General features: G+C 32.0%; 14 protein-coding genes. All 14 read right to left on the bottom strand.

The window, feature by feature from the left end; all coding sequences use genetic code 11:
• Nucleotides 1–4: 4 nt before the first annotated feature.
• Entirely contained in the window at nt 5–2,383 is a 2,379-nt protein-coding gene (locus AAEO59_RS02595) for an exopolysaccharide transport family protein (RefSeq protein WP_341699190.1), read from the bottom strand.
• Between the two features lie 15 nt (nt 2,384–2,398).
• On the bottom strand, nt 2,399–3,124 hold the full coding sequence (locus AAEO59_RS02590) for a TolC family protein (RefSeq protein WP_341699189.1): 726 nt from the start codon (nt 3,122–3,124) through the stop codon (nt 2,399–2,401).
• A gap of 21 nt (nt 3,125–3,145) precedes the next feature.
• A complete protein-coding gene (locus tag AAEO59_RS02585) occupies nt 3,146–4,351 on the bottom strand; it encodes a sugar transferase (RefSeq protein WP_341699188.1) in 1,206 nt (401 codons plus the stop codon).
• 32 nt (nt 4,352–4,383) lie between these two features.
• Nucleotides 4,384–4,770: a response regulator gene (locus AAEO59_RS02580; RefSeq protein ID WP_341699187.1), complete on the bottom strand. Its 387-nt coding sequence runs from the start codon at nt 4,768–4,770 to the stop codon at nt 4,384–4,386.
• A gap of 45 nt (nt 4,771–4,815) precedes the next feature.
• Nucleotides 4,816–5,754, bottom strand: coding sequence for a UDP-glucuronic acid decarboxylase family protein (locus tag AAEO59_RS02575; RefSeq protein ID WP_341699186.1), 939 nt, complete (start codon nt 5,752–5,754; stop codon nt 4,816–4,818).
• Nucleotides 5,755–5,756: 2 nt separating this feature from the next.
• Nucleotides 5,757–7,103, bottom strand: a complete 1,347-nt coding sequence (locus AAEO59_RS02570; protein ID WP_341699185.1) for a UDP-glucose dehydrogenase family protein — start codon at nt 7,101–7,103, stop codon at nt 5,757–5,759.
• A gap of 590 nt (nt 7,104–7,693) precedes the next feature.
• Nucleotides 7,694–8,011 carry an Hpt domain-containing protein gene (locus AAEO59_RS02565; protein WP_341699184.1) on the bottom strand — a complete coding sequence of 106 codons (318 nt, stop codon included), beginning with the start codon at nt 8,009–8,011 and terminating at the stop codon, nt 7,694–7,696.
• A gap of 90 nt (nt 8,012–8,101) precedes the next feature.
• Entirely contained in the window at nt 8,102–8,500 is a 399-nt protein-coding gene (locus tag AAEO59_RS02560) for a hypothetical protein (protein ID WP_341699183.1), read from the bottom strand.
• A gap of 65 nt (nt 8,501–8,565) precedes the next feature.
• Nucleotides 8,566–9,063, bottom strand: a complete 498-nt coding sequence (locus tag AAEO59_RS02555; protein ID WP_341699182.1) for a hypothetical protein — start codon at nt 9,061–9,063, stop codon at nt 8,566–8,568.
• 65 nt (nt 9,064–9,128) lie between these two features.
• Nucleotides 9,129–9,911 (bottom strand): enoyl-CoA hydratase/isomerase family protein, encoded by a 783-nt coding sequence (locus tag AAEO59_RS02550; protein ID WP_341699181.1) that lies wholly within the window; start codon nt 9,909–9,911, stop codon nt 9,129–9,131.
• A gap of 9 nt (nt 9,912–9,920) precedes the next feature.
• Nucleotides 9,921–11,393 (bottom strand): sensor histidine kinase, encoded by a 1,473-nt coding sequence (locus tag AAEO59_RS02545; RefSeq protein WP_407934913.1) that lies wholly within the window; start codon nt 11,391–11,393, stop codon nt 9,921–9,923.
• A 57-nt stretch (nt 11,394–11,450) separates the two neighbouring features.
• Nucleotides 11,451–12,005: a CopD family protein gene (locus AAEO59_RS02540; protein ID WP_341699180.1), complete on the bottom strand. Its 555-nt coding sequence runs from the start codon at nt 12,003–12,005 to the stop codon at nt 11,451–11,453.
• Between the two features lie 13 nt (nt 12,006–12,018).
• Nucleotides 12,019–13,032 carry a ferrochelatase gene (hemH, locus tag AAEO59_RS02535; protein WP_341699179.1) on the bottom strand — a complete coding sequence of 338 codons (1,014 nt, stop codon included), beginning with the start codon at nt 13,030–13,032 and terminating at the stop codon, nt 12,019–12,021.
• Nucleotides 13,033–13,132: 100 nt separating this feature from the next.
• The gene (locus tag AAEO59_RS02530; protein ID WP_341699178.1) at nt 13,133–13,999 is read right to left on the bottom strand and encodes a helix-turn-helix domain-containing protein; all 867 of its coding nucleotides are present in this window, start codon (nt 13,997–13,999) and stop codon (nt 13,133–13,135) included.
• Nucleotides 14,000–14,045: the final 46 nt, after the last annotated feature.

Genomic DNA, 14,045 nt, shown 5'->3' with positions numbered 1-14,045 from the left:
CACTTTAAATTTGATTTTTTGTAAAAAACTGGAATTTAAACATTGCTTTAATTTTCTTTCTAAACCTGCTTCTTCTTTTTGGAAGTTCACCCAGTAGCGATTCTGTTTCGTTGATACCTACACCATTAACAATGAATTTAATTTTAGAGGATGCCGTTGTTAATAAATTTTGAATTGCTGATTGATCTGCTTCCATCCAAATTCTATTGGAACGACACACTAAAACACCTAAATCAGCCTGAGTTATTAAATCAGCTGGATAATTATTATAAATTAATGCCGGCAATTCAATGATTACAAAATCAGGCTCATAATCAAGTGAGATGTTATTTTGCTCTACGATGTCCAAATAGCTTTTTGCCTGATAAAATTGATGATCTATTTTATACGAATGGTATTCTGATTTGTCCAAATAAGTACTTACATCGGCTAAGAAAGGATTATCTAAATCTATCCTTGGATCCGGATACCCAAAAAGCTTATTGATAAGTGGAAACTTTCTTTGTTGAACAATTGGTTTTTGCTTATTATCATAATTAAGCAACAATACTTTTTTCCCCTCCTGCTTTAATGTCTTGGCAATATTTCCTGCCAAAACTGTTTTTCCCTCCATTCTTTGCGTACTAAACACCACGATACTCTTCACCGGGTTAGGAGATGGATTAGAGCCAAAATACTGTAATATATTTTGAGTAATAATCTCTATTAGTCTTTGTCTAATGAATCCTAGATTCACTTTACCGGGATCTAGAATCATTTTAGGCATCATACCTAAAGCAGTTAATCCTAATTTTTTGCTTGCTCTAGCTGCATTTTTTAACGTATCATCAAAATATTCCATTATCAAAATAATGGCTAAGGTCAATATACCACCTACTAAAGCCGCTGCAATTATTAATAAAGATCTTTTTGTAGGGTTAGGAGATAGAGGATAAAACGGCGGATCAATCGCTTTTAGGTTAGAAGACATTTCGTTGTCCTGCAATTTTAATTTGGCCAGATTGAGTCCGTGTAGTAATTCTAAATAACCCTGTTCAGAAACTGAAATTTCTCTTTCTAATCTTTTAATAGTTGCACCAGCCGGAGCATAAGTAGCATATTGTTTTTGAAAATCCTTGTTTTGCTTGTCCATTACATCAATCTTAGCCTTAAGATCTTCAGATTGAACAACACTATTCATCCAGTCAGGAAGGAGTTTATTTAATGGCACTCCATCAACTGAATTTTGATAACGATAAATATCATCAACACTTTTGTTTATCTCATTGTTTAAAGATTCTCTTTGTCTTTTTAATTCATTGTTCTTAGCTAAAAGATACTCATCAGGTTTAGATTCTAACTTTGATTCGTTAAAAGCAATTTGGTAATTAATATCTCCCAATAATTTCTTTTTGTCAAGAACTTTATTCGTTTGTGTTTGAATTTGGTCTTGAATATTCAGTTTCTGTTCGAGTCTTTTTGTAGATGCATCAGTACCTGCCAATTGTGCCTTCTTATTATTATAATCCACCTCCATATCTTCCTTAACTACCGCCACAGCCTTACTCTGTTCGTAATAGTTAATAATGTTGTACGATTTATTAAACTCAAGAAGTTTATCCTCGGCTAATTTTAGGGTTTTATTTGCCTGATTTAATTGTTCTTCAAAATATTTTACTACTGCATCAGAACGATTCTCTTTAATATTTTTATAATTTTTGATACAAATAGCATTGTAAATCTCAAGTGTTTGTTGACAAATACCCGGATCATCTACTGTATAACTCATTTTTATCAAATCACTGCTATTAATACGAATAGCTTGAATACTTGATAAGGATTTTAGAGAATAATGTTTATCGTCTTCATAATTGAGCAACTCATAAATATAATTATCGTTACTACTTTTCATTAACGTTAATAAATTTTGAACCGTTTTTTCATAGTTGTATCGATTGATTTCAGGTGGTAATGAATTATATACGTCAACACTATCAGCTGTTAAAACTTTATGACTGTTTCCTCTCTCAATGTATTTATAAATATCTTTTGGAACTTTTAACCTCAGTTCTTCCCATAATTTTTTTGAAATATACTTTGGATTAGGCTTAGGGAGCATAATATGAGTAGCAAATAATCGAACGGCTACTTCCTCCTGAGTTTCTCTTGAGTTGATGATATTTATAAGATTATCAAAAGCGGTATTTGTAGCAAAATAATTGAACGCTTTATCCATTTCAATTGAAGAACCAGTTGCTAAACCAGTGTAGAGTACCGTTTGTGATGTATATTCAAAATTAGGTTTACTTGTAAGTACTAAAACTAATAATGCAAGAAACAATGGCAATACAATTAAAATTGCCAAATGCCTCATTATTAATCTTATAAATTCAATAATTTTCATGTTTACTTTTTAGACTTATTGATAAAATGAAAAACCAGCCATGTCTTCTAAAAGTTTTTTTGCTGTAATAAATTCAGATTTAGCTAATTCATAATCCACTTCTACATTTGAAGCAATGCTTGTAATTCGCACATATTCTGCAACAGGAACAACTCCATTACGAAATTCCCTTTCTACCATTTGCATATTTACTTTTCCGTCAGCTAAGGTTTTAGCTTTAATCTTTAATACTTTTTGTTTCAAAATTAAATCTTGATACATCTTAATAACCGTTTGTCTAATCTCGTCTTCTTGAGACTTAGCCATGCTCTTAGCTTCTTCTACTTCTAGTTTAGCTAATCCTACTTGATGTTTTCTATTGATAAAATCAAAAATGGGAAATTTCAGGTATACCCCTACACTATAATTGAATTGTGTTGAAGTTGTTAAAACAGCTGTATTTCCTTGTGCATCTGAATTTGTCGAAAAGTTATTCAAATTACCATACTTTGAATCTGCTTGAATACCAAAATTTCTAGTCCAATAAATCTTCTCGGATGCTAAAGTGGTTTCTTTTACGCCTATGTGTTGATTTCTATATTTCAACATAGCGTTTCGATTTAGAACAGAATCTATGATTCGCTGAAGTGAAGGCAACTCTATATCTTCCTTAATTTCTGAATTATTGGATTGTGCTTTTGAAATCGTAACCCCAAACAAACAAATAGTTACGATTAAAATTACTTTTACTAAGTTTTTCATGTTATAACGAGTAAACCTTAATTACACAGAACCTTTTTGAAGTAATGCTGGAATTGTTCTTAAAATGAGCTTCATATCATACCAAAACGAATAATTATTGCCTTTAAATTGATCTGCATATTCGTTATCAAGGCGTATTCTTTCCTCTTCTGACATTTTTCCTCCTTTACCTCTTAATTCTACTTGCCATAAGCCCGTAATTCCAGGAGGAGCTAAAAAACGTTTTGACATCTCATCTCCCGTTATTAATTCGGCCTCATATACAGGTAATGGCCTATTGCCCACAATAGACATATCACCTTTAAGCACATTGATTAGTTGTGGTAATTCATCTATACTGGTATTTCTAATAAATTTCCCAACCTTTGTAACTCTAGGGTCATCAACGATTTTAACAAAAGTAGAATTGTTTTTTGCCGCTTCTTGTTTTTGAACATTAAACCAATAATCACAAATTGCATGCGTATCAATATACATCAACGGCGAACAAGTTTGTCCTTCAGGTAATGCACTACATTTTGGACAAGGAATATCTAATGGATTATTCTCTAATTTTACCTCATCTTTCTTGTATTGATTTTTTTCCTGAGCTAATTTTTTTAATAACTCATCTGAACCGGTACGCATTGATCTTAACTTATAAAAATCAAATGTTTTGCGCCCTACCCTTTTTGATATATAATAAACTTTGCCTTTAGATTCTAAACGAATGGCTAGTATTATTAACAGTAAAAAAGGAGAGGCAACTAATAGAACTGATGAAGCTACGAAAATATCAAAAATACGTTTTGACAGCGGCATTTTATATGCCTCATCAATAGTGATTTGCTCTTTTTTTACATTTAAGGCTTTTTTGTGATTACATAGAAACGCAATCCTTTTTAAGATAATCAAAGGGTCAGTTACTGATATGACAAAAAAATCATCAATATGTTTTTTAAAAGCTAATTTATAAATATCTTCTTTAAATTCTTTAGACAAAAGAATAAAGGGAATATCATCAAATGCTTTATTTTTTCTTATCCAATCAAAAAGAAATATACCATCATTTCCTGGCAAATTGTATTCACAAATGATGGCATCAGGTTGTTTTTGTTTATTTAGATAATTGGTAGCTTCTATGCTATTATGCAAAATAATTTTCGACCATTCTTGATGCAGCTGATCTATAACATCAAAATATCCTTTAGTATTTCCGATATATAAAATAGTACGATTTTGATTCATGTTGAAGGCTTTAATTTGAGTTAATTAATCCTCTACCACTCAATAGCATAATGTATTGGATAGAGGTTTTTCTTAACTAATTCATCTAATTCTTCTGGATTAAAAGGCTTTGTGAGATAGTCTTGTGCTCCTAGTTTATAGCATTTTATACGTTCCTTGCTTTCTGATTTCCCAGAGAGCATAATAAAAGGAGTATGCTTTGTAAAGCCACGCTGACGTAGTTGTATTAAAAATTCATAACCGTCCATATTTGACATCTGAATATCGCTTATAATCAAATCCGGGATAGAATTTTCAAGCCACAATAATGCATCTAAACCACTATTCATAGTAACTACCTCATAATTTGCTGAAAGGAAGTTTTCTAATAAAAGACAAATACTTACTTCATCATCTACTATTAAAATTTTTTTCTTCATAATTATTCCTTTTAAGTATTTAAAACTAAATCATGCTTTTATAACTCAAACTATGGATTTAAAATAATCTATAGTTTTTAATAAACCTTCATCTAAATTAATCTTTGGAGACCAATCAAGTTCTTTTTTGGCCAAAGTAATATCAGGTTGTCTTTGCATTGGATCATCTGAAGGCAATGGCTGAAAAATTATTTTAGATTTTGATCCGGTCAATTCAATAACTTTTTGAGCTAATTCAAGAATTGTAAATTCGTTGGGATTCCCCACGTTTACAGGGCCTGTAAAGCTATCAGCTGAATTCATTAACCTAATCATCCCTTCAACTAAATCATCAACATATTGAAAACTGCGTGTTTGATTTCCTTCTCCGTAAACCGTTATATCTTTATTTTGTAACGCTTGAACAATAAAATTAGAAACTACGCGTCCGTCATTTGGATGCATTTTAGGTCCGTAAGTATTAAATATTCGGATTATTTTTATTTTAACGTTGTTTTGTTTATGGTAATTTACAAACAAAGTTTCTGCCGAACGTTTTCCTTCATCATAACAAGCGCGTTCCCCTATTGGATTAACATGTCCCCAATAAGTTTCAGTTTGCGGATGCACTAATGGATCCCCATATACTTCACTTGTAGATGCCTGTAAAATTTTAGCATTTACTCTTTTTGCAAGACCTAACATATTAATCGCTCCCATCACAGAAGTCTTCATCGTTTTTATAGCGTTGTACTGATAATGAACAGGAGAAGCTGGACATGCTAGGTTGTAAATTTCATCTGTTTCTATAAAAAACGGCGCAGTAACATCATGTCGAATAAGTTCAAAATAAGGATTGTTTAATAAATGCACCACATTTTGTTTTTGTCCGGTAAAATAATTATCCAAACAATACACTTCGTTTCCTTCATTTAACAAACGTTCACACAAATGGGATCCTACAAATCCAGCGCCACCGGTAACAAGAATTTTTTTTCTAGACATAACTATGAATTTAATTGCATACTATCAATTCTTGTATCTACACCAATACAGAAATATTCAAAACCACTATCTTTCATTTCTTTTTTGTCATAAATATTTCGACCATCAAAAATCACTGCTGTATTTAGTAATTTTTGAACTATTTTAAAGTTTGGAAATTTAAATTCTGGCCATTCTGTAAGTATCGCTAAACAGTCAGCATCAATCAAAGTTTCATATTGATCATCACAATAAGAAATACTGTCACCAAAGTGATGCTTTGCTTCATTAATTGCAATTGGATCGTAAGCTTTAACTATAGCACCTGCTTCTAATAATTTTTTTACGATATATAATGATGGTGCTTCACGCATATCATCAGTTTGTGGTTTGAATGAAAGTCCCCAAAGTGCAATTGTTTTACCCTGAACTTCACCATTAAAATAATTCATAATTTTATGAAACAGCACTAATTTTTGATCATCGTTAACCGCTTCTACCGCTTTAAGAACACGTAAATCATAATTATGCTCGCTTCCTGTTTGTATCAATGCCTTAACATCTTTAGGAAAACAAGAACCACCATAACCTATTCCTGGATAAATAAACTTATTACCTATACGAGAATCTGAACCTATTCCTTTTCGTACTTTGTTGATATCAGCACCAACAATCTCACACAAATTGGCTATGTCGTTAATAAAACTAATCTTTGTTGCCAGCATTGAATTTGCAGCATATTTGGTCATTTCTGCAGAAATAATATCCATAAAAATAACTGGATGACCGTTAAGAGTAAATGGTTTGTACAAACTTTTCATCAAATCTTCAGCTCTTTCACTTTCTAAGCCCACCACAATTCTATCCGGTTTAAGAAAATCATCAATTGCAGCACCTTCTTTTAAAAACTCCGGGTTTGAAGCTACATCAAATGCTATCGATACATTTCGTTTATCTAGTTCTTCCTGCAAAGCTTTTTTCACTTTTTGAGAAGTTCCTACCGGAACGGTACTCTTAGTCACCACTAACAGGTAATCATTAATATATTTTCCGCAATCTCTTGCAACAGCAAGAACATATTTTAAATCAGCACTTCCATCTTCATCTGGTGGTGTACCTACAGATATAAACAAAACCTCGGCATCTACTAAAGCTGAAGCAATATCAGTAGTAAAACTTAATCGCCCTTTTTTCATGTTTCGGGTAATCATATCCTCTAAACCTGGTTCATAAATTGGAATAATCCCTTTATTTAGATTATCAATTTTAGTACGATCTATGTCTACACAACATACATCAATACCAACCTCAGAAAAACAAGCTCCTGTTACTAATCCTACATATCCGCTTCCTACTATTACAATTTTCATATTTTTAATTTTTATATTAATTTACCTATAGAGACCATCAAGAAAAAATAATTTGTGCGGTGAAAAAAAATTAGATTTTTTAGACCTAGAAAATAAAAGATTTTGAATAAAAAAAATAGACCAAATGCAATAAAATACGATTAAATACATATTTAACTGTGATTCGTAAAAATTTTTTCGTTATAAATGTAATAAAAAAATCAATCCTAATATTTTCTTAAAAAAAAAAATCAAAAATTTTATTGAAACGGCTAATGAAAGAAAAGTTGATTAAACAAAAAAACAGCAACTAACTATAATTCAAGTATTTACATAAAAAAAACTCAAAGAATTTAGTTACTATTCTTTGAGTTTTAAATACGGATAAATTGACTTTTAGAGAAAAAATGGTATTACTTCAGTAAACTTCAAATATTATTTCATTTTGGAATAGCAATTAAAAGCGTAAAACACCACAAAAAAGCTTATAAATTATTTTTCAAAATATAAAGAATAGCTTTACAAATAATCATCGTGAAAATTCAAAACACCATAAAGTTACACTCGAAATTAAACATAACTTTGGGCTTCAAAACTTAACAATTAACCTATTAGAGTGCGTCTAAAAAACGTCCCATTACACTTAAAATTTCCGAATACTTTTCATGAAGATTTTTATTATCAGCTTGTAAATTTGATTCATGTTGCGTTGCAAGATTAAAACCTTCTTCAAGCCCTAATAAACTTATTTTGTGTCTCATTTTATGAACATCATTTGAGGCCAATTCGAAATTATTTGAAGCAATATTATCAAAATACTTCGCCTTTTCTATTGGGAATTCGGCTTTAATAACCTCAAATATTTTTTTTTCAAATTCTTTATCTCCGCCTGAGAAACTATTTATATATGAAAAATTAGGCTGTTCCATAATTGTACTTTTTAGGTTAATGATTTCGTTTTTTATATAGATAGGGGCATCTTAAATAGTATTTTATAACTCAATGAAAACAATGCTAAACTACAAAAGTTTATTTTTCATTTCCAGAATTACATCCGAAGGATTCAGAAAAGTTGGTGCTTGTTCCGTAATACTTCCAGCTCGTTTTTTATTGAGTTTAAAAACCACATCCTCTTCGCTGGTAAACAACAAAGCACTTAAAAAAGGCTTATTGATTAACGAACACAAAATGGGATAGGTTTCATCTAAAGTATAAAAATTTTCAGTCTCTTCGGTTTTAAAACGACAAATAACTGACATTTTCATCTCATCATTCTCCAGCAAAACTGGACGAACGTAAACATTCTTGATTTCGGTATCACCAATGGTCTTTGCCAGCGTTAATTTGGCAAAAGTTTTATCTTCTAAACTTTGTTTTACTCTTTCCCAAAAAAGCGCAAAAATAGGCTCGTATGACATTGTATTTTTTTAATTTTTAATTCTAATAAGAAAATTAATCCGTTAACGTAATAGCATCTTATTTCTCAATATAATTCCCTGTTAACTTTATCAACTATATCTTTAATTTTCCAATCCTGGACTGACCAATTATTTCCATTATCTGGAGAAATAAAAGTCAACATCGTTTTAATATTTTCAGTTTTACTTTTAATAGTTTCTTGATATTCAAAAAAAACATTTCCAATAACCATATTATCTATTTTTTCAATTTGAATATCTAATATTTTATCCAAATGAAACTTAGTTAAATTTTTAAAATATTTGTCTAAATCAGTTTTTATTTTGTTAACTAAAACCAAATCTAAAAAACTTCCTTCATTACTTTTTACATAATAGCTTTGGATTTCTATTAACATTCCTTTATCCCAAATTTTAGATATGGAATCATATTTTTTGTTAATATACATTTCGGTTAAATATTCTTTTGATAGTTTATTCAAAGATTTTCTAATTTCTTTTTCATTTTGACTAAAACCAAAATTAAAAACTAACAAAATAAAAACTGTAATAAGTTTATCCACAATACTATTATTTATCAACACTCAACTGCTGCTACTTCTGAAACTTCGGGACTGGCCACTAATAACTACTCCCCTGTAAAAACCGCTTTTCTTTTTTCCAAAAAGGCTTTCGTTCCTTCTTTAAAATCTACAGTACCAAAACATTTACCAAAGGATTTAATTTCAGTTTCATAACCATTCTCTCCTTCCCTAAAATTAGCATTAACGGCATGAATAGCCATAGCAATAGCAGCCGGAGAATTTTTAATGATTTTTTGAGCTATTTCATAACAGAAATCCAACAATTCATCCGGTTTTGTTATGTGGTTTACCAAGCCTACTCGATACCCTTCTTCCGCCGAAATCATGGCTGCACTCAAAATCATTTCAAGTGCACGACCTTTGCCTATTAATTGTGGCAAACGCTGTGTTCCTCCATAACCGGGAATTACACCTAAGGACACTTCCGGCAATCCCATTTTAGCATTGTCTGAAGCCACACGAATATGACAGGCCATAGCCAATTCTAATCCACCACCAAGAGCAAATCCGTTGATGGCCGCAATAACAGGCACTCTTAAATTTTCAACAAAATTAAACAGGGTTTCCTGTCCCTGCGCCGATAATTGAATTCCTTCTTCTACTGAAAATTCAGCGAATTCGGCAATATCTGCACCAGCAACAAAAGCTTTTTCACCACTTCCACTTATAATAATAGCTCGAACATCATGATGTGTTTCCAATACTGAAAATGCATGATGCAATTCCTGTATCGTAACTTTATTTAAGGCATTTAACTTATCAGGTCTATTGATAATGATGGTTGCAATATTATGCTCTTTTGCAATCAAAATGTTTTGGTAGTTCATTGCGTAGATTTAAGAGTTAATAATGGGTAAGGAAACCGTAAAACGAGTTCCAGTGCCGTATTCGGAATCAAAGTTGATGCTTCCTTTATAGTTTTCGATAATGTTTTTTATAATTCCTAATCCCAATCCCATTCCACTACTTTTTGTGGTAAATTTAGGTTCGAATATACGATTGACATCTTCTGTTTTTATTCCAATTCCGTTATCTTCAACAACAATCAACACGTTATTATTCTCTTTTCGAACCGAAACTGCCACCCTCTTCTCCTCTTGTTGTTCCGGGATAGCCTGAATAGCATTTTTTACTAAGTTAGTGATAATTCTGATTAATTGCGTACGATCAATCTTAGAAATTATTTCCTTGGCATCACTTTCAAAAACAATTTGATTTTCATTAAAAATATCCAAGGCCAATTCGACAACCTCAACCACATTCAAAGTCTCGTTTTGCTGAGCCGGCATCGAAGCAAAATTAGAAAATGCCGAAGCTACTGAATTCATGGTATCAATTTGCTGAATTAGTGTTTCGGAGTAATCCCTCATTTTTTGAACGATATTTGGATCTTCGGGATTAAATCGGCGTTGAAAACTCTGCACGGTTAAGCGCATGGGCGTTAGCGGATTTTTAATTTCATGCGCCACCTGTTTTGCCATTTCGCGCCAGGCTTCTTCTCTTTCACTTTGAGCTAATTTTACAGCACTTTTTTCCAGCTCATCCACCATTTGATTATAACCATTAATCAACAAATTGATTTCTTTACTACTGGCAGAAAGTAAAATCTTTTCATTCTTTTTATTCAAACGGGTTTCGTTTAACTTGTCTGAAATGGTTTTCAAAGATTTAGTAATATAAGCCGAAAGAAAATAAGCCAAGGCAAAAGCCACAATAAGCATAAAAGAATACACCTGTCCTAACCGGATCAAAAAGCTATTTAATTCTTTGTCATAAAAACCATCATCTTCCTGATAAGGTAGGTTTAAAACACCCAGCGGTTTAAATCTGTCATCCTTAATTTGGGTAAAAGAAGAGCGATTTTTAATTCCGTTAATGGTTTTAATATCCACATAACGCTTTTCAATCGAGGAACGCACCAGTTTTAAAATGTATTTTGGAACAGGGGGAGCGACTTTATCTACTGAAAAAGATTCTTTAGAGGATTTTAATAATTTACCATTTAAGTCATAAATATTAATTTCGCTATTGTGAATATGTGCTAATTCATGAATTTTATCCTTGAAAATTAAATCTAAATTCTCTGTTGAAAGAGGATAGGTTGTTGTAGAAAGAATGTAATTAATATGTTCCTTAACCGCATTCTCTTTGCGTTCCAAGCGCTCACGATGGTATTCTTTGGCCTCACTTTTAAACTGAATTATTGAAATGGATGCCAATAATACTGAAGCAACAATTATCACTACGATCATCGAAAGGAAAATTCGAATTCGCAACGAAAGCATGGATAATTTGAAGCTCTTAAGCATATTTTTTTAGTATTCAGTATCAGTATTCAGTATCAGTTTTTAACTGAACACTGATTACTATTTACTGTTTTTCTCTCTGATATTTTTATAAAATTTAAAGCCTAACATGATTAAAACTGAGAACAAAACAATCCCAATCACACCATAAATCCAATTTACAGCATTTTTTAATACAACTAAAAAAACAACCGCAAAAAGAATAATGGTAGCTCCTTCATTCCATAAACGCATGAAATTAGTAGAATAGTTTACCTCATCCTTTTGTAATTGTTTAAATATCTGATGGCATTTTAAATGATACAAATAGAGCACAAAAACAAAGCCAAGTTTTACATGCATCCACGGCATTTGTAACCAAGCATTTCCAGTAGGGGTAAATAACAGCATCCAAAAAGCAAAAAAACTTGCTAAAACCGCCGATGGCCAGGTGATAATATACCACAGCCGATAACTCATAATTTTGAATTGTTTTTGCAATATTTCCTTTTCCGGCGAAGGTTTATCGGCAGCTTCAATTTGGTACACAAACAAGCGAACAATATAAAACAAACCCGCAAACCAGGTAATTACAAAAATTAAATGAAGTGACTTTAGGTAATTGTAATATTCCATGAAAATCTATTCTCTATTTTGCCCAATCGTTTATCCAGTTACTAACCGTTTTACACCAGTCATCTCCATCATTTAAACATGGAACAGCTAGGAATTCTTCACCTCCGTTTTCTTCAAATTCTTCTTTGGCACGCATAGCAATTTCCTCCAATGTTTCTAAACAATCAGCCACAAAAGCCGGTGTAACTACCGCTAGTTTTTTAATTCCTTTTGCAGGCATTTTATTGATTTCAACATCCGTATAAGGCTCTAACCATTTGTCTCCAGCCAAACGGGATTGAAAAGTAACGCTGTATTTTTCCTTTGGAATTCCTAAAACTTCGGTAACCAATTTGGTCGTTTCATAACACTGATGACGGTAGCAAAATGCATGAGCCGGTGAAAGAGTATTACAACAAGATCCGTCTATCTTACAATGCGATTTGGTAATATCTGTTTTGCGAATGTGACGCTCCGGCAATCCATGATACGAAAACAACAAATGGTCGTAATCATAAGTTGCTAAAGAACTTTTTATAGAATCGGCTAGATTCTGAATATAATCTGGTTTGTTATAAAAAGCAGGAACCGAAGAAAATTTCATATTTGGAAAATGTTTCTTTCTCACTTCCTCAGCTTTTTCTAAAACCGTAACCGTTGATGACATTGCATGATGCGGATATAAAGGAAACAACAAAACTTCGGTTACTCCTTTATCGGCTAATTCTTTCAGACCTGAATAAATATCCGGATTTCCATATCGCATCGATAAAGCAGCTGGAATACCTAATTGTGGTTTTACTTTTTCAAACATTCTTTTTGAAAGCACAATCAAAGGAGAACCTTCTTCCCACCAAATTTTACTGTAAGCCTCAGCCGAATCTTCCGGACGTTTTCTAAGGATAATTCCGCGAACTAGCAACGCTCTTAATAAAAACGGAACGTCAATCACGTATTTATCCATCAAAAATTCGTCTAAATACGGTTTTACATCTTTGGGAGTTGGACTTTCTGGTGAACCTAAATTGATAAGTAATGTACCTTTCATCTTGTTGATTTTATTGGCGCAAAAGTAATTTAACTAAAGTAGCTATGAATTACTATTAACTATTTTTTATTTATTGTTTAATTTAAAAAATCAATCCTAATTATGCATTCGGATTGATTGACATGAGATATTTTTTTGGAGTGGTTCCAAATTTTTTCTTGAAAGCAGCTATAAAATGACTTCCGGTGCTGTAGCCTATTTTCAATCCTACTTCGTTTACATTATAGGAACCGCTATCAAGTAGTTTTCGGGCAAAGTCCATTTTGTAATCAAACAAAAAGCCATACACCGTGTCGCCATAAATTTGCTTGAAACCCATTTTTAATTTCTTCAAATTCAGCCCTACTTGATCTGCCAATTCCGGTAAACCTGGTGGTTCGGCCATATTAGCGATAATAATTTCTTTGGCTTTCTTGATTTTCAAGACATTTTCTTCATCGACTAAAAACGGACATTGTTCCGCATCCGGATCTTCATTTCGATTAAAAAAAAGACTCAGCAACTCGTAACCTTTGCCTTTGTAATACAAATTTTTGATAGAAGGATTCAGATTGTAATGAAACATTTGGTTCAAAACAATCGCCATCGACGGACTAATGTCACTCTCGTTATAATATTTTTTATCCTGATTTTCCTTGCTTAAAAAAGGAATATGCTCAGCGTCACTGGTAAACAATCCGTGAAATTTTTGAATAGAAACAAAAATAGAAATCAACCAGGATTTAGGTGCAATTTGAACATTCAAAGGCAACTCTTTTTCGGTATTATAAAACAACAAAGCCTTTTCTTCCTTAAGATTAAGCACATAATTCCCCTGATTAAAAATATAATTGGCACTACCTTTTAAACCAAAATGAAACTGAATCAACCCTAAACGCACTGGACGTTGAAAAGTTAAAACGGTATCGGTATTATTTTGGAAACGAATTAAGATAAAATCATCGTCAATTTTTATTTCTTCCTCCATAGTATTGATTTACTTTTACAACTTAATGTAGTCGTTTTGGGTTAAA

It is taken from the genome of Flavobacterium flavipallidum (genome assembly GCF_038289905.1).
In the GTDB taxonomy this organism is placed as follows: Bacteria; Bacteroidota; Bacteroidia; order Flavobacteriales; family Flavobacteriaceae; genus Flavobacterium; species Flavobacterium flavipallidum.
This window is presented reverse-complemented; position numbering and strand designations above follow the sequence as displayed.